An 18,010-nucleotide genomic window follows, 5' to 3' on the forward strand; every position below is an offset into this window, starting at 1 on the left:
AGGGTTCCGTAACGCGATCGCAAGTAATTTTAATTTTTTACTTGATATTTGTAACCTTGCATTCTAAGATAGCTAAGTTAGTGAGAATGGGTAGCAATAGCTATGAGCTTTTCTGGCATTAATGTCGAGCAACGTTCCAAAGAAGTTGAGGCTCTCAAGTCTTTTCTGACTTACAGTCTGATAGGTTCACTGGCGCTGCATATCGGCCTACTGTCCTCAGGCATAAGTAATTATTTGACGAGAGTCCCTACGGGAGAAGAAGAACCAATAGAGGTGGCGATCGTGGATTCTCCGACTGCGGAACCAGAAAAACCGCTCGAAAAAATTCCAGAAGAACCCAAAAAATTACCAGAAGTTATTCAGAAACAGTCTATAGAAACTCCACCATTACAAAAACCAGTACAAGAATTTATTGAAAAACCAAAAATTCAGCCAGTTGAACAACCAAAACAAACTACTCAAACTCAGCCAGTTGAACAACCAAAACAAACTACTCAAAACCCACAGCCAACAAATACGCAAATTGCTCCCAAGCCATTCGTCCCTCTGACAACTGTTGCTCCTCAGAGTAGTGGCGGTGGTGGTGGTGGTGGCGGTGGCGGCTCTGGTGTTGGTTTAGGCTCAGGTAGTGGTATTGCTGTAGGTACAAGCACTGGTACTGGCACTGGTGGAGGTACTGGCACTGGCACTGGCGGAGGCATTGGTAGCGGTACTGGCACTGGTACTGGTAGCGGTACTGGCAGTGGCACTGGCAGTGGAATTGGTAGTGGCACTGGCAGTGGAATTGGCAGTGGCATTGGCAGTGTTACAGGTAGCGGCACTGGAAACCGTCCTACAGTAGCAACAGCGCCTACACCTCCAAAAATTAACAGTTCAGGTAATGGTAATGGTCGTGCAGCCTGCCGCGAATGTAATGCCAAATATCCAGAGGCAGCAAGACGGCGAGGAATTGAAGGCAGAGTAGAAGTAGCTGTAGATACTGATGCACAAGGTAATGTTACCAATGTGCGGGTTGCTCGTTCCAGTGGAAACCGTGACTTGGATGAAGAAACCATGAGACAGGCGCGTAACTGGAAATTAAAACCCGCAGAAGGTGGTAGACAAGGGGTAGCTATAGCCACTGAATTTGCCATCAAAGGTTCACGGCGATCGCGCCAAGTTCAAGAACGCCAAGCACAAAGACAAGCAGAAGAAAGAACTCGGCAGACAACGACTGCCAACTCTACACAGGAAACTCCAAGACGTAGGCGCAGAGAGATGATACCTGCATCTAATCAAGCTACAGCCACAAAACCAGCAATATCTGGATTTAGTAGACGGTTGGAACCTCAAAGAGCAGAAAGTACTCCTAGAAACTCATCATCTAGAGTTAGGACAACTCCCACTCAAGGAAGTGCAAGAGAGTCTTTACGCCGCATCCGGCGTGAGCAAACGGTTACCGATTCATCACAAAAGCCCCAACCAACTGCAAATCGCCGTCGTCGGCGGCGGACAGACAACGCTAGTCAGAACAAGTTGCGGGAATCTTTGCGCGGTTTACGTCAACAACCTCAATCGCAACCTGCTGCTCCCAGTCAAGAGTAAGTTAGCAGTTAACTGTTAATTGTTAACAGTCAACACTCACCTATATCCCATCCCCTTTTAGGGACGGGATATAGGTGAGTGTGACAGTTTCAGTCTGAAAAAAATTTGGCTAAAGGATTTTAGGACTTGTGTGTATACCCTAGCCTCGGGAGGTAGAATTTGGTTGAACTCACCTTAATCTAAAACCGTAGATGGACGCGGATGGATGCAAATAATTTTGATAATTAATCATCTGTGTTTATCTATTTTAATTGGTTATGAATGAAGAAGTCTTCAGCAAGGTGATCAGCTATGTTTACGAAAGGCTATGTCTACGCATTTCTCATCTAGAGCAACTAATACCCGACTCTCTACAACAATATAAGGGGGTATTGTTGTCAATTGAGATTATGGTAAGCGTAAATAGTTCACTTCCTTCTTTTGAGGTGAGTGATGCAGCCTAAAGTTATTTTTGGGAATGCTGCAAGCGAAGGTGCAAATCGCTGGGGCTGGTTTATGGGTTACTTCATCACTCCAGATGATGATCCTCGCTCAACTACAGCGCTGGAAATAAAGTGGGGTGTCCATAAAGCGGGAGACTGTAGGAACGAGTGGGGAGTAAACAACACCGCCGCTACTCTTTCCATTTTGATTAATGGCGAATTTTGCCTTCAGTTTGAGGATAGAGAGATGATTCTATCTCGTGAGGGTGATTATGTGTTGTGGTATGCAGGTGTACCACATTGTTGGGTTGCTCAGTCCGACTGTACTATTCTGACGGTGAGATGGCCTTCAACACCATGTGATAGTGTAGCAGTGCGATCGCCACAAGAATAATTTTCAATCCACATTCCGCACTTCTTAAGAATAAAGCGGTAACTATTTGCTTTGATAGAAATAACTGAAAGCTTCCTTGACTAAAACCTAAATAACATTTTGTGTTAGCAACGTGCGTTACCGCACGAATTTCCATGTTGATTTGCATCGAAGCTCATATCCCCTTTCCTCGTCCTTTGGTTTATGCCACTTATCGAGACAAGCTAACGGAACTTGTGCCGTATATGTCAAAGGTTAGACAAATTAAGTTCAAATCAAGCCAAGAGCAAAACGGACTTTTATACCTAGTTCATGATTGGTATGGTGGTGCCAATCTTCCAGCGCTAGCGCGTGCTTTCCTAAGCGAAGATTTGCTCAATTGGACAGAAGATTCTATTTGGAATAATTCTGAATATACAACTAGTTGGCAGATCAAAACCCACGTTTTTAGTGAAGCAGTTCACTCTACAGGCAAAAATCACTTTCTCGAAGATGATAAAGGAACGCTAATCCAGAGCCGGGGTGAACTAATTATTGACCCGCAGCAGATCAAGGATACACCACAACAGTTAACAGTGGCGATCGCCCGCATTGTTGAGAATTCATTAGGAAAACAGATTACACCTAATTTCCAACAAATGAGTGAAGGAGTTCGTCACTATCTGAAGAAAGTGCAATAAAGTACGAACTTAAATGGTTGCCAATTTCACAACTTATTAGTCAACAGCCTATAGGACTTACGCATTGACAAGAAATACCAAATATTAGTCAAGCTTAAAAACCATATCTTTCGTAAGGGTACAGCAATGCTGTGCCCCTACAGCATGGTCTATTTATGGTCGCAGGATAATTAAGAAAAGGCTGAAAACTTCCTCAAGATAGGTAATTTACATCACGATGCATTTGTACAGTGCGTAAGTCCTAGCCTATAGCTTTTGATGACTGACATATCAACATAGCCAATATTCCAAATATTAAGCCAAGTTACAGGACTGCCGTACAAAACTGAAAAGAATTGCCTCTTTAATTGCAGCAAAGTTGAGAGTTTGACTTTAGACTATTCACCCTAAATTAAAAAATGTTAATCAAAAATCTCATCTTCAAGGATGTATTCAATATCTCTAAAGACTGATGGTTTAGTGTTAATTTTCATAGTTAATTGAAATTAACTTAATATTAGGAGTCGTTATTGTGGAAAGTATTAGCAAACAACTCATAATTATTGGCGGCGCTGAAGATAAAAAGGAAGATTGTGAAATCTTGCGTGAGTTTGTACGACGTGCTGGGGGTACGAAGGCAAAAATAGTAATTATGACAGCAGCGACAGAACTACCTAGAGAGGTTGGAGAAAATTATATTAGAGTATTTGAACGGTTAGGAGCTGAAGATGCTCGTATTGTTGATACGGAAACTCGTGATGATGCATCTTCTTCTACGGCATTAGAAGCTGTCAGTAAAGCTACAGGAATATTCTTTACTGGAGGAGATCAAGCTCGGATCACAAGCGTTCTTAAAGATACTGAACTTGACACAGCTATTCACAAGCGTTTTGCTGAAGGGGCAGTTATTGCAGGCACAAGCGCAGGAGCAGCTGTGATGCCAGATAAAATGATTGTAGAAGGCGATTCTCAAACTAACCCTCGGATGGAAATTATAGAGATGGGGCCAGGTTTAGGGTTTCTGCCTGGAGTAGTAATTGACCAACATTTTCTACAGCGTGGACGCTTGGGGCGCTTAATTTCAGCTTTGATACAAGAGCCTGCTGATTTAGGATTTGGTATTGATGAGAATACTGCGATGGTAGTTACTGATAGACAGGTTGAAATCATTGGTGAAGGTTCAGTTACAATTGTCGATGTAGAGTCTACATATGACAATATGGGCGAAATTTTAAAGGATGAGGCTTTAGCAATTTGTGGAGCAAAGCTTCATATATTACCGCGTGGCTACAAATTTGATTTGAAAACTCGCCAACCTATTTTAAATAATGTGTCTGTATTAGCAGGTTCAGGAAATACTTAACTTTGAACAGATACATTTCAACCCACTAGATAAATGGTAAGAAAAAACATTTAAAGCGGAATATGTTTGTTGGTTTTTAAGCCAATTTATTTACCGTGCTAGTTGCAATCGCCTCTTTCTAAGTCTATCCCTTACCAAAGAGTTAAAACCTTTCAAAAACCGTTAGTCATGCTTAATAAGCGTGCCATTCGTCTCAGAACGGAATGGCACGCTTATTAAAGTTTAACTGAAAATTTGTATCTCCAAAAAATGCGATCACTACTTTATCACTCTCTACTTTTTCAAAGTTTTAGAATTATTAAAGAAGAATTCCGAATCTAGGAATCAGCAATTTTTCAGTGGGTAATTCAACAAAAAGCTGGAACTAACGAAATCAGGAAATTTATTGCGAATTGCGAATTGGACTTATACCATCTCTATAACCTTAGAACGTTGGGATTGAGTAACTTGCTCAATGATATTTGCTGCCCGTTTCACGCCGCCTGAAAGTTGAATTGACTGCTGAATTCTGCGGGCATTGTTTTTGTAAGAATTTTTTGTCAACACTCGCTTAATTGCTGATCGCAGGTTGGAAATATTTAGTTTTTCTAGAGAAATCACCTCTCCTACTCCAGTGGAGTGAATTCGCGCGGCAGTTCCTGGTTGCTCAAAGGTGATCGGAATCGCTACTACAGGTACGCCATAGCTAAGTGAATCTAATGTCGTATTCATCCCTGCATGAGTTATTGTCAGACTAGCGTGCGCTAGTATATCTGGTTGCGGAGCATACTCAACGACTAAAGGAGAACCCGAAAGCGAACGCACTGCTTCTTCACTCATCCCACCCCCATGAGCGATTACTAGTTGTACATCCAGTCCTTTACAAGCAGCAGCAATACAACGAAATACTGCTTCTTTGGTGTTTTGCACGCTTCCAAGAGAAGCGTAAATCATCGGCTGTCCAGTCAACTTCTCATAGGGAAATGTAACTAATTGTGGTGAAGCATTTCGCAACGGGCCAACATAATGTAGGTGCGGTGGCAGGTTGGCAATGGGAAACTCAAATAAGCCAGGTTGTTGACTAATATGGGCAAGTTGTGCATTAGAAGCATTACTTATAATGTTCTTGATGCTAGCCAAAGTAATAGCAACTAATGAGTGACCAAAAAACTGGTAATGAAATCGTTTGAGCGTGATGGGAATGAACTTAACTTTGTTCAAGTTATCAATGGGGCAAAAATGTACCAAAATGAAACACTTGAATGGGTCGTTTAAAAAATAATATTCAAGCGTTAATTGCAGCTTTTCTGCTCGATTTAATTGGCTGCACTCTAAATATAAAACTAGGTTGTTTGACTTCTATAAAGCTAGTACCGCAAGGCGGAAGTCAAAAGGATTATAGAATTGGCTTTTTACTTTTTAGCGATTTTTAATGGTTGCTCTATCTATGCTGTGGCGTACTAGATTGATATTGGGGTATCATTATTGGCTACTGGCAAGAGTTCTCCCCTCCCAACTTGATTTTTCCACAAGTAATACTGTTGTTTATGAGAGTTATTCTGCCTTCTAAAACAGACTAATATTAAATACCTTTGTGCTGATAAACACAAAGGTATTTAACGCTACATAAAACTAAAGAATCTCGCTGCTCGATGCCTAAATCTTTAAGATATGCTCCAGCATTTGCGAGGGATGCCATGCCATTGATATCGTAGTATTATTTGTAACGTTATCTCCGGGGTTATCAAAATTATTGAAGCGTTAATATAACACAATCTAGTAATAAAAATTAGGTATAATTTAGTAAACAAAACCCAAGCAATTTTATATCAATAGAGCAGTTGTATTTAGTGATTTTAGGTAAGCTACACGAGCTATTGTTTAATTACTTAAAGTTAGGCTGAGTTTAAAATACCAATGCATTAGTACCTTCATTAAATTTCATGAATTTCAGACTGGTTTGCATTTTTCAACACCAGGTCTGCACAACACGACCTTTCACTTGTTGTCCTAACCAAGGTGTATTTTGTGAAAGTGTATAAAGATTTTTTCGTTCGACTTTCCAGGTTTCTTGGGGATCAAATAAAGTAAGTTCTGCTGGTTGATGAGGTACGATCGCACTGACTTTTTGCCCCAAACATTCTGCTGGATTGGTACTCAATGCCCGCCATAATTCTAAAGCTGTAAATTCCTCAGTTTCAACGAGATATTGCCACAGCAAGGGTAATGCTAACTCTAAACCAATTGCTCCTGGAGGTGCTTCGGCAAAGGCTTGGACTTTTTCTTCGTAGCTGTAGGGTGTGTGGTCAATAGCGATCGCATCTATCACACCCGCACGCACCCCTGCGCGTAACGCCGCCACATCACTAGGATTTCCTAAAGGCGGGTCTAAATGCAAGCTAGTGTTATAACTCTTAACTGCTTTTGTATCAAGTAAAAGGTGCATCCAGGTGGTGCTGGCGGTGATGGGTAAACCAGCAGCCTTAGCTGAAGCAATCAGTTCCACGCTGCGAGATGTGGAGACGCGCATAATATGGACTGGTGTACCGATGGCTGCAACCAATTCAAGCATTGCTGCGATCGCAGTAGTTTCAGCGCTGGCGGGTATTGGGGGTAAACCAAAACGCAGAGCATCTGGCCCTTCTCTCATTACACCATTTGCTGATAACTGGCGATCGCTAGGCCGAAATGCCACAAGTTTACCCAACGGCTGGAGATATTCTAATACTCGCCGCACCAGCGCCAAATTTTCAAAGGGTTTACCATCGGTAAAACCAACAACTCCACTAGAGGCTAAATCTGCAAATTCCGTCATTTGCTTTCCAGCAACATCTAGAGTGATAGCACCCCACAGATGAAGCAGGGGGAGAGGAGAAGCAGCACTTTGACTACGCCCTTTTCTTTGAGAGGCAACGCCTTCGACGCGGCTCAGGCTAAACTCAGTAATTGGGGGAGCCAAACTAATTTTCTCCCTCTCTCTCATCTCTTCGCATCTCTTCTGCTGCAACTGTGCCACAAGTGCAGGGTTATCAATAGCTGGGGATGTATCAGGTAAGATGTTAACTCTGGTAAAGCCGCCAGCAGTAGCAGATTGTAACAGAGATAACAGGGTTTCCCGTTCTTCAAATCCTGGTTCACCGGAGTGACTGTACAAATCCACTAATCCAGGCCCGAGAACTAATCCCTGACAATCTCTGATTTGAGTATCGGGACTTATATCCGCAATGTGCGAAGCTACTGCTTGGATAGAACCATTACCAATCAGCACATCAAAGAGTTCGTCGATTTCAGAAACCGGGTCAATTACCCGTACTTTTTGCAGCAATTCAGTCATAAAACTTTTTAGTTAGGAGTTAAGAATAAAGTTAGGAGTTAGGAGTTATAAGTTATGAGTTATCAGTTATTTGTTCCTTGCTCATCATTTTTAACTTTATTCATCACTCATAATTTTTCACTCCTAACTTTTTTACAATGCCCCTGCTGCTGTTTTATCTAATACGCCTCCACCGAAGTGAGCGGTGATGTTCATCGCTTGCAATACTGGTAAACCATCGATTCCAGCAGGGTAATCGATAACGCTGACTGCGCCATTACCCTGGCGAAAATTCCAGAAATTTTCTAGCGGTAAACCCAGAATGTGACAAAGTAAGGTTTTATTAGTTGCGTCGTGAGCTACTACTAATACAGTTTTGAATTGATTAGTTACTGCGGCTTCCACAATTGATTGCCAAGCTGCAACACTACGTTCCCACACCTCTTGCAAATTTTCCCCTTCAGGCATTTGCACTTGGGTTGGTACTAACCGCCAACGCTGCAACTCTCCGGGAAACTCTTGCTCTATCTCTGTTTCTAATTTTCCTTCCCAGAGTCCGTGGCTGATTTCTCTTAAACCAGCTTGCAAGTCTAACTTTACATTAGGATGTTGTTTTAAAATAATCTCTGCTGTTTCTTTAGGGCGCAGCATTGTGCTACTTACAGCAAAATCAATCGCTACCTCTTTGAGAAATTCACCTGCTTTTTGCGACTGTTGTCTACCGTTGTCGTTGAGGGGGACATCAATTTGCCCTTGAAACCTGGTTTGGCGATTCCATTCGGTTTCACCGTGACGCACCAATAGCAACCGTATCCCTTGATGATCTGGTCGCAATGAGGGTAAAGTTTCCCCAGTGTGTTGCGTCTGATTTAAGGATTCTAGCTGGACTGGTTCGCCCAATCCCCCAGCAAAATTTAGTACAGTGATGCCACAGTTAGATTGCTGGATTGAATGGTAGCGACTTGCAGGTATTCCCAAGGCTGTGCTAATTAGGGCGCGATTAATGCCGTTATGTCCCACTATCAAAATAGTTTCACCTTGATGTTGAGACAAAATTTCTTGCCAAAACTGCCGCGCTTGTTCGTATAAAGCAAGAACAGGAAAATGTTCTCTTGTTCCTTCTGTATCATTTAGCAGCATCCGCAATTGATCGGGGCGTTGATGCCAAGTGCGATAGTCATCGGCAAACTTCTGCTTAACTTCAGCAGTCAGCAGTCCTTCCCATAAAGGGAGGTCTATTTCTAGCAGTAAATCAGAAACTTGAATTACAGCAGATTGTTCAGGATGAGTAGCTAACTCACTATGGATAATATCTGCTGTGTGTTTCGCTCGTTGCAGGGGACTGCTATAAATCGCATTAAATAAAATATTGCTGAGGGCTTTGCCTACTTTACTGGCATCGTTACGACCTTTTTCAGTTAATGTTGACGCATCAGTGCGTCCCTGAATACGCCGCTCGGTGTTATAAGCGCTTTGACCGTGGCGCACAATGATGACCTTAGTCATCTAAAAGCCCTCCTCTTATCTAGACGATTAATTCTACTGCAAAATGATTGCACAATTAGCGGCTAAGGAAGGTGCATTTAGCTAAGACGGCATTTACATCGCTGCTGGAATTGCTGTCTCTATCGCCTTGAATATCCCACTAGCCTGTATTTTTGGAGACATGAGGGAGAATTATTTGAGATGCACTGGATTCTATTTAAGTTTTTGGTGATAATACCTAATTTACATGACTTTTAGCCTGAACTGAAAACAGCAGGCTTTCCTATGGATAAAGTTTCTGTATTTGGGCAGAATGCAAGCTCTGATGAGATAGTGACTGCCAGCAGTAACTTTAACTTTTCACGTTATGTAGAAAAGTTCACGAAAATCTAACCCTCTAACCCCCTTCCCGACACGGGAAGGAGGAAAATTCAAAGTCTCTCTCCTTAAAGGAAGAGAGAAATAGAAGTGAGGTTTTCAGATACCGTGAAAAGTCAGGGTAATAACCAAGGTCAAAAAAAAAGGAAAGGGTAGAGAAGAAGAGCCAATACATAAAGTATTGGCTCTAAAACAACAATAAATAAGGGATCTACATTCAAAACTACAGCATCAAATTTTATAGCTGAATTATTCTCCCTCTAAATCGAACTGTACTTGCAATCGGTCATTTTCACTCCCAGACTGAGCCGGCGCTAAGAAAACAGAAATGTCTGGTAATGATAATGATTCGTTAAACTCGATTCTAACTGGAGTTTTATTCTCTCTTGTATTATTATTGTTGGAAATGCTTGTTCGATTAGTTTGCTCAAAAAAACTTCTAAAGTCATCTTGGGCTGTTCTATTATTAATTCCAACTAGAGAATCACCAGTTAATCTGTATTGTCCTGGATTTAAGCTTGATATTGGTGACGACTGTGCGTACACCTGGCTTTCTAAGCTTGCAAAGCCTGCCATAATCCCTAAGAAAGCAATAATTTTGGTGTTCATTTGTTTCATCCAAATTATCTTTAATATTGCTCGTCTATTATTCTCTGGGAAAATTATTTTGATTTACTCTATTGTTAGGTGCTACTACAATAATTTTATTGCGTATATACTTAGCTTGTCAATGATTACGTTGTTTTAAGCATTACCAAGCTATAGCCTTGGCATCTCTTAGTAAATTGGATTATCTAGTTCAGTTGCCAAGCAATCGCAGTTAATTTCGTTAAAATATACCAAGCTTAAATCAGGGATATTGTCAGGTACATCAGGTACATCAGTTACATTGGCTCGTTTAGTGGCAATCACTGTCTGACAACAAGCTTCTTCTCTACGATGCTGTGCGATCGCATCTAGCCCAATTTGCCACAAGACCGAAAAGCGATCGCTAATCAATATCATTCTTGTTCTAAAATCCCTGGTAATCAAGCAGACATAATACAACTACCTAAAGGCTCAAAATTTAGTGTTATGGAAACAAAGCCTTCTTGGGTGATGGGCTTAAAATAAGAAAGCGGTAAACTCAAAAGATAACAAGATAGCAATTCCTTTGACTATCAGTTAACCTCAACTTTCGCTTCCCATACTTGGGAAAGTATATGCCACAGCTTCTAATCATTGTGTTTTTTGTTCTGTTAGGTTCAGCACTTTGTTCTAGTGTAGAAACAGCCCTCTTCTCTGTTTCGATACTGAGAGTCAGACAATTAGCACAATCAAATAACCCATCAGCAGTGAGACTTTTAGCGATTCGTGAAAACATGAATCGGCCTATTGCGACTATTGTCATCCTCAACAATACTTTCAATATCATTGGGAGTATTCTCACAGGTAGCATTGCTACTCAAGTATTAGGAGACAAATGGCTTGGTGTATTTTCAGGAATATTGACATTCTTGATTATCATTTTTGGTGAAATCATCCCCAAGACAATTGGAGAGCGTTATTCTGAGCAAATCGCTATATTTGCAGCCCTACCTGTGGCTGGACTTGCTATCGCTTTTACACCCTTAGTCTGGATTCTAGAAAATGTTACTGCACCCTTTGCCAAAGGGAAAAAACGACCAACGACGAATGAGGCTGAAATAAAGCTGTTGGCGAAAATTGGACATCAAGAGGGAATTATCGAAAGTGATGAGGCAGAAATGATCCAGCGAGTGTTTAGATTAAATGATGTGACAGCATCTGATTTAATGACACCCCGAATTATGCTGACGTACATCCACGGGGATATGACTCTTGCTGAGGCGAAAGCAAACATTATTGCGTCTCAACATACCCGGATTATTGTGATAGATGAATCTCTTGATGAAGTAATTGGATACGCCTTAAAACAGAATTTATTGACAGCAATGATTGAAGGAAGTAACAATCGAAAAATCGCTACTTTGACTCGAAAAGTTAACTTTGTCCCGGAAATAATTCGGGCAGATAAACTGTTGAAAAACTTCATAGAAGCTCGTGAACATCTAGCAGTAGTGGTAGACGAATATGGAAGCATCGCTGGTGTAATCACTTTGGAAGATGTGCTTGAGGTGATAACTGGTGAAATTGTAGATGAGACTGATAGAACTGTTGATTTACAAGAAATTGCCCGCAAGAAGCGAGAAAAAATGTTGCAGTCTATGAATACTGGAAATTAAGCTTAATTCTGCCTGGATATCACAAATAATCTGCATTGTCTCGACGCTGACTGTGCAGACTCTTTTTCAATGTAGCTTCAGTAAAAAACTACAGATTGCTGATAACACGGATTTTATATTTAGTAGTAGATTGATACTATTGCAAGTATACTGATGCAAATATAGGACTCATATTTGATTTTTGAACAAAACTCAGTACACCTTTATTCCTTCTTCCCAGCCCCCAGTCTCCAATAAAGAGTCCCTTACCTCTACGAGTGATTCAGAAATCAAATCGGATTGTTATATTTACAAATTATAATTATATAAAAAGTAGAAACATTGTATTTGTTGTGTGTTTTAATAAAGTTAGATAAATAAGATAATAAAAACTTGAAAATGTTCAGTATCCTACTTTATAACCACAATCTACTTGGTTAAGCGATCGCTCTTGCATTTATGGTGAAATAAACTAAAGTAACTAGTTCAGCAATCAGCTGTCTTTTCACTAACCTCCATCTTCCATCAGTTGCCAACTTGACATCAAATGCACTAAGCTAGCTCTAGCGCAAGGGGCTTCGCGCTGACTCTGTTTGGTTGGGCAAAAAATGGATTTTAGTCAAACTTTAATTGCAAAAAGTGATGCCATTCTTGATCAATGGGTAGAAGCGGTTTACCAAGATGAACAAATTGAAGCTACTAATGAACTTACTTTTAAAGCTGTACGAGATAGCTTACCCCGCGTTTTAAAGGCGTTAGCAACAGTACTTTCTGAATCTGAAACGAGCGATTTGCAGACAGTAGTAGATGCAAGTTTAGAACACGGTACACTTCGCGCCCAACAGGGATTTGAGCCAGAGGAAATTGCACGAGAGTATCGTTTACTCCGGTTTGTGATTTTTGCTTTTTTAGAAGAAGATTTATTACAAGGATCTGCACAAGAAGTACTAAGAGCTGTTCGCCTGATTGATACAGTAATTGATGAAGCGATCGCCCGTTGTTTTAACAGTTATACTCAAGGGAGATTACAAGAGCTTAAACAGCTCCAAAGTCAGTTGCGGTTGACTAACCAAGAGCTAACTCGTTTGGTTCGCGCCAATCAAGATAGCCTCTCTCATTTGGCTCATGAACTGAAAACGCCCCTCACTTCAATCATCGGTTACGCAGACTTATTTCTGCGCCAGCAGCGTCAACAAGCAGAACTCAAAGACAGCTATGCAAATCTTGAAAGTATTGAGCGAGTTCTCAAGAATGGTAGACTTCTTGTCCGATTAATTAACGATACTCTGGAAATTTCGCGCTATGATGCCGGACAGATGAAATTGCAGCCTACTTTAACTGATGTGCGTAGTTTAATCAACTTCATTTTAGAAATGATTGAGCCATTAGCGCGTGCTAAAGAATTATCTTTGGTTGTTGAATGCGAACATGCTCCAAGTCAAGTTAGCACAGATCCTCTTCGGCTTCAGCAAATTCTAACAAATCTGCTGAGTAATGCAATTCGCTACACAGAATCTGGTTCAATTCATTTAGAGTGCTGGACGATATCTCAACAGCAGTGGGCTATCTCAGTTACTGATAGTGGTATTGGTATTTCTCCAGATGCTCAAGCACAAATCTTCAATCCCTATTTTCGTGAAGTAACTGCTCGCCAAGTGCAAAGTTCTGATGGTACAGGATTAGGTTTAGCAATAGTTTCTCGATTGGTTCAGTTAATGCATGGTGAAATTAAAGTAGATTCACAGCTAGGAAAAGGGTCTACATTTACAGTAATTTTGCCATTAGAAACAATGCCTACGACAGGCTACACCTAGGCTCAGATATGACTATCGAAACGCTTTGGAGTCATTAGTCATTAGTCATTGGACTAATGGCTAAATCCGTGGATGGTTATTTGGACACCCCTTGAGGGGATGCAATTCCCGCCGATTTTTTTGACTTTTGCCTTGCTGTACTAGCCGTGCTTGATCGTAGAGATTCCAACTCATACTGTCTTTTTCTGACTTAACCGCAACAATTGTGACCCTCTTCAGTTCGAGAAGACAAACGTGTTACAGAATATTAACTCGCACATGGCCTTAACAAAGTACTCCTAAGATTAAAACATTAACAGATATCAAACATCATCTAAGTAAGGAGAATAAGATGGCTGACACAAATAATCTCACAGGTGCGAGTGAGCAGGCTCTTGTGTTCATCGCTCCCCTGACTAGTATCACTAATGCAAACACTGCTCAGGTATTGGAAGTTACTGGTCAAGGAGAGGTCACTGTTCCTACTACTTTAACTGAGGTGCAACTGGGGATTGAAGTACAGGGAGAAACCGCAACCGAAGTTCAAGAACAAGTTGCCGAACGTTCAACAGCAGTAGTTGATGTGCTGCAAAACCTTGGGGCACAAGAACTTCAAACTACATCTATTCAACTAAATCCCGTCTTTAGCTTTGAAAATGGTACTCAAACCTTAACTGGCTTTCGAGGAATCAATACACTTCAGTTTGAGTTACCAACGGAGCGAGCTGGGGCAGCAATTGACACAGCTATCCAAGCAGGCGCGAATGTAATACAGAATATAAGCTTTACTGCCTCAGACGAAGCATTGCAGCAGGCACGCCTGCAAGTTCTTAGCGAAGCTGTTAAAGACGCTCAAGCTCAGGCTGGGGCTGTTTTTAATACCTTGCAGTTAACCCCCGGAGAGATTATTAATATTGATATTAACTCAGCTAACAATCCTAGCCCATCTCCTTTGCTGTTTAATGTAGCAGAAGATAGGGCTTTGACAGCAGGTGCTACAACTCCGATTATTGGTAGTCCTGAGACGATAGAAGCTAGTGTTTCTTTAGATATCAGTTATTCTCCAAATTCAGTAGGCACTCTCGCTTCGGCTACTGATATCACAGGTGCGAGTGAGCAGGCGCTTGGGTTCATCGCTCCCCTGACTAGTAGCACTAATCCAAACACTGCTCAGGTATTGGAAGTTACTGGTCAAGGAGAGGTCACTGTTCCTACTACTTTAACTGAGGTGCAACTGGGGATTGAAGTACAGGGAGAAACCGCAACCGAAGTTCAAGAACAAGTTGCCGAACGTTCAACAGCAGTAGTTGATGTGCTGCAAAACCTTGGGGCACAAGAACTTCAAACTACATCTATTCAACTAAATCCCGTCTTTAGCTTTGAAAATGGTACTCAAACCTTAACTGGCTTTCGAGGAATCAATACACTTCAGTTTGAGTTACCAACGGAGCGAGCTGGGGCAGCAATTGACACAGCTATCCAAGCAGGCGCGAATGTAATACAGAATATAAGCTTTACTGCCTCAGACGAAGCATTGCAGCAGGCACGCCTGCAAGTTCTTAGCGAAGCTGTTAAAGACGCTCAAGCTCAGGCTGGGGCTGTTTTTAATACCTTGCAGTTAACCCCCGGAGAGATTATTAATATTGATATTAACTCAGCTAACAATCCTAGCCCATCTCCTTTGCTGTTTAATGTAGCAGAAGATAGGGCTTTGACAGCAGGTGCTACAACTCCGATTATTGGTAGTCCTGAGACGATAGAAGCTAGTGTTTCTCTAGACATTCTTTATTTTCCAGCTCCAGTAGGACTCTCGACTTAGTACACCACGGCGTAAATAGAGCAACCATTTAAAATCTCTAAAGAGCTTATTCCGTAACACTTTTGACTTTTGACTTTCGCCTTGTAGTACTAGCTCTTTGTGAATTTCAATGAACTTAAGCTGGTGCGTTACACTCCATGAACGCACCCTAGCAATTACCTACTCGTCAATTTGACCAACGCGGCGGATATTCAAAATATCGCTCATTTTCTTAATTTGGACAAACACTTGCTCTAGTTGAGAGCGATCGCGTATATCTATTCCTAAGTCGATCAATGCAGGTTGACCAACAGAGGTTTTCACCTGAGCATGACGAACATTGATTCCTTGGTCACTCAACCTTGACAAAATATCCTTTAGCACCCCTACGCGATCAAGAGCTTCAATTTGAACATCCACAGGATACGTGTGCGGACGACCACTATTTTCGGCGGCTGGGTTCCACTTAACTGGTACTAAGCGCTCATACTCTACAGTCTCCAGATTATTACAGCCTTGGCGATGAATTGAAATCCCCCTACCTCGCGTCACCACACCAATAATCGGTTCGCCAGGAATTGGGGTACAACATCCAGCTAAATAATATACCAACCCCTCTACCCCAATAATTGGCGAATCTGTGGAGCGGGAGGTGGTTGGCGGTGCATCTCGTAAAGCTTTTGATGTAGTTGGTTCTTTGGGAATAAATAAAGGCACGGTGGAAACTGGTTGATGTGCCTTCGCCACTTCTCGCCAACGATTTAGCACCAAGTTCAAGGTAACTTCTCCGTAACCCAAACCGGCAAGTAAATCGTCTACGCTGTGGTAGTTACACTTTTGGGCGACAGTCTCCATTGCATCAGACTTCAACAGACTATCAAAACCAGTTTTACCAAGTTCCTTTTCTAACAATTCCCGTCCACGGGCGACATTTTCTTCGCGGCGCGATCGCTTGTACCATTGTTTTATCCGATATTTCGCCGCCGAACTTCTGACAAAGTTCAACCAATCCAAACTCGGATGGCAGTTCTTTTGAGTGAGAACCTCTACAATATCGCCATTATGTAGCCGCGTTGATAGAGATACCATTCGTCCATTCACCCGCGCCCCTGAACAATGGTTTCCCACTTCCGTATGAATGCGATAAGCAAAATCTACAGTGGTCGAACCGGGGCTTAAAGGCACAACATCCCCCTTAGGGGTGAAGACATAGACATCATCTTCAAATAGATTATCTTTGACGCTATCAAGATATTCTTGTGCATCTTTAAGATCAGTTTGCCATTCCAGCAGCTGTCGCAGCCAAGTAAACTTGTCATCTGTCGCTGTCAAATGGCTAATACTAGAACCTCCTGTTTCTTTGTACTTCCAATGAGCGGCAATCCCATACTCGGCGATATGATGCATTTCGATTGTCCGAATTTGCACCTCTAAAGGACGGCCAGTTAGTCCAATCACCCCAGTATGCAGCGACTGGTAACGATTAGGTTTTGGCAGTCCAATGTAGTCTTTAAATCTCCCAGGAATTGGGCGAAAAGCATCATGAACCACCGCCAACGCCCGATAGCATTCTTCATTGGTTTGAACAATAATCCGCAGCGCCGCCAAATCGTAAATTTCATGAAATTCCTTTTGCTGGCGGTGCATTTTTTGGTAAATGCTATAAAGGTGCTTGGGACGACCGCTAATTTCCTGAAAGCGGATTCCGGCTTGCTGCAAACGCTCTTGCAACATATTCGTAGCTTTAGCCAATTTCTCTTCTCGCGCCGTCCGTTTTTCGGAAACATGCTCTTGCATTTGGCGGTAGGCTTCCGGTTCCAAATACTTAAAAGCCAAATCTTCCAGTTCCCATTTAATTCGCCAAATCCCCAAGCGATTGGCTAGAGGCGCGAATATATCTCGCGTTTCTTGGGCACTGCGGCGGCGACTGGCCTCTGACATATATTGTAAAGTTCGCATATTATGCAAACGATCTGCCAATTTCACCACAATAACCCGAATATCTTGCGCCATTGCCAAAAACATCCGCCGGAAGTTTTCGGCTTGGCTTTCGGTTTTGCTAGTGAAATTGATTTTAGAAAGCTTGGTGACACCTTCAACCAATTGCCGCACTTCTGGTCCAAAGCGTTCTTCTATTTCTTGACTTGTTACTTCTGTATCTTCAACGACATCATGAAGAAATCCAGCTGCTATCATAGCAGCACTGCCACCCAAGTCACGCAACAATTCAGCCACAGCAATGGGATGAGCAATGTATGGTTCTCCTGATTTGCGGTATTGACCTTGATGCAGTTGGTAAGCAAATTCAAATGCGCGACCAATTAAGACGGCATCACTATGCCTTCGGTCATCTTCCACCACGCTGTTACTTGTAGATGACTCCTTCAAACATTTCTTTAACCATTCTGGAATGGTTAGATCAACTGATGAATTTATAGCTAGACTGCTCATAAAATCGGGTTTGGATAGGATCGGTAGATAAGTGAATGATAAATAAAACTGGCAGCATCAACCTAAGAAGATGCTGTAGCCCAGAGTCGGATAGAATAAACCGTGTAAGGATGATTGTCCAATTGCCGACGGTAGTTATCCAGTTTGAGTTTCAAGGATCATAAAGAAAGAATAATCCATTGATGGCAAA

15 protein-coding genes are annotated in these 18,010 nt (G+C 41.8%); 9 read left to right on the top strand and 6 right to left on the bottom strand.

The window, feature by feature from the left end:
- The first annotated feature begins 102 nt into the window (after positions 1–102).
- The 5 genes from H6G96_RS13135 (at position 103) to H6G96_RS13155 (ending at position 4,401) form a co-directional block, all read left to right on the top strand.
- Positions 103–1,584, top strand: coding sequence for an energy transducer TonB (locus H6G96_RS13135; protein WP_190911866.1), 1,482 nt, complete (start codon positions 103–105; stop codon positions 1,582–1,584).
- A gap of 257 nt (positions 1,585–1,841) precedes the next feature.
- Positions 1,842–2,027: a hypothetical protein gene (locus H6G96_RS13140; RefSeq protein ID WP_190911867.1), complete on the top strand. Its 186-nt coding sequence runs from the start codon at positions 1,842–1,844 to the stop codon at positions 2,025–2,027.
- On the top strand, positions 2,017–2,400 hold the full coding sequence (locus tag H6G96_RS13145; protein WP_190911868.1) for a signal peptidase I: 384 nt from the start codon (positions 2,017–2,019) through the stop codon (positions 2,398–2,400). The genes H6G96_RS13140 and H6G96_RS13145 overlap by 11 nt, the downstream gene beginning before the upstream one ends.
- A 134-nt stretch (positions 2,401–2,534) precedes the next feature.
- On the top strand, positions 2,535–3,059 hold the full coding sequence (locus tag H6G96_RS13150) for a hypothetical protein (protein ID WP_190911869.1): 525 nt from the start codon (positions 2,535–2,537) through the stop codon (positions 3,057–3,059).
- A gap of 508 nt (positions 3,060–3,567) precedes the next feature.
- Entirely contained in the window at positions 3,568–4,401 is an 834-nt protein-coding gene (locus tag H6G96_RS13155) for a cyanophycinase (RefSeq protein ID WP_190912029.1), read from the top strand.
- A gap of 405 nt (positions 4,402–4,806) precedes the next feature.
- Here H6G96_RS13155 and H6G96_RS13160 read toward each other — a convergent pair whose 3' ends face one another.
- Positions 4,807–5,601 (bottom strand): glycosyltransferase, encoded by a 795-nt coding sequence (locus H6G96_RS13160; RefSeq protein ID WP_242063271.1) that lies wholly within the window; start codon positions 5,599–5,601, stop codon positions 4,807–4,809.
- Between the two features lie 41 nt (positions 5,602–5,642).
- Here H6G96_RS13160 and H6G96_RS13165 point away from each other — a divergent pair, with 41 nt between their 5' ends.
- Positions 5,643–5,813: a hypothetical protein gene (locus tag H6G96_RS13165; RefSeq protein ID WP_190911870.1), complete on the top strand. Its 171-nt coding sequence runs from the start codon at positions 5,643–5,645 to the stop codon at positions 5,811–5,813.
- A 536-nt stretch (positions 5,814–6,349) separates the two neighbouring features.
- Here H6G96_RS13165 and H6G96_RS13170 read toward each other — a convergent pair.
- From H6G96_RS13170 to H6G96_RS13185, 4 genes are all read right to left on the bottom strand, one after another.
- Positions 6,350–7,714, bottom strand: coding sequence for a dihydroorotase (locus H6G96_RS13170; RefSeq protein WP_190911871.1), 1,365 nt, complete (start codon positions 7,712–7,714; stop codon positions 6,350–6,352).
- 132 nt (positions 7,715–7,846) lie between these two features.
- Positions 7,847–9,199, bottom strand: a complete 1,353-nt coding sequence (locus H6G96_RS13175; RefSeq protein WP_190911872.1) for a histidine phosphatase family protein — start codon at positions 9,197–9,199, stop codon at positions 7,847–7,849.
- 606 nt (positions 9,200–9,805) lie between these two features.
- On the bottom strand, positions 9,806–10,165 hold the full coding sequence (locus H6G96_RS13180; RefSeq protein WP_190911873.1) for a hypothetical protein: 360 nt from the start codon (positions 10,163–10,165) through the stop codon (positions 9,806–9,808).
- Between the two features lie 168 nt (positions 10,166–10,333).
- On the bottom strand, positions 10,334–10,561 hold the full coding sequence (locus tag H6G96_RS13185) for a hypothetical protein (RefSeq protein ID WP_190911874.1): 228 nt from the start codon (positions 10,559–10,561) through the stop codon (positions 10,334–10,336).
- 197 nt (positions 10,562–10,758) lie between these two features.
- Between H6G96_RS13185 and H6G96_RS13190 the strand changes: the two genes are divergently transcribed.
- The 3 genes from H6G96_RS13190 to H6G96_RS13200 all read left to right on the top strand — a co-directional run bounded on the left by H6G96_RS13190 (position 10,759) and on the right by H6G96_RS13200 (position 15,390).
- Positions 10,759–11,799 carry a hemolysin family protein gene (locus H6G96_RS13190; RefSeq protein ID WP_190911875.1) on the top strand — a complete coding sequence of 347 codons (1,041 nt, stop codon included), beginning with the start codon at positions 10,759–10,761 and terminating at the stop codon, positions 11,797–11,799.
- A 587-nt stretch (positions 11,800–12,386) separates the two neighbouring features.
- Positions 12,387–13,592, top strand: coding sequence for a HAMP domain-containing sensor histidine kinase (locus H6G96_RS13195; RefSeq protein WP_190911876.1), 1,206 nt, complete (start codon positions 12,387–12,389; stop codon positions 13,590–13,592).
- A gap of 331 nt (positions 13,593–13,923) precedes the next feature.
- Entirely contained in the window at positions 13,924–15,390 is a 1,467-nt protein-coding gene (locus tag H6G96_RS13200; RefSeq protein ID WP_190911877.1) for an SIMPL domain-containing protein, read from the top strand.
- A 159-nt stretch (positions 15,391–15,549) separates the two neighbouring features.
- On the opposite strand, the gene H6G96_RS13205 is transcribed toward H6G96_RS13200, so the two are convergent.
- Positions 15,550–17,820 (bottom strand): bifunctional (p)ppGpp synthetase/guanosine-3',5'-bis(diphosphate) 3'-pyrophosphohydrolase, encoded by a 2,271-nt coding sequence (locus tag H6G96_RS13205; protein ID WP_190911878.1) that lies wholly within the window; start codon positions 17,818–17,820, stop codon positions 15,550–15,552.
- Between the last annotated feature and the right edge of the window lie 190 nt (positions 17,821–18,010).

Origin of the sequence: Nostoc sp. FACHB-892, assembly GCF_014698795.1 — a bacterium.
Lineage (GTDB): Bacteria > Cyanobacteriota > Cyanobacteriia > Cyanobacteriales > Nostocaceae > Nostoc.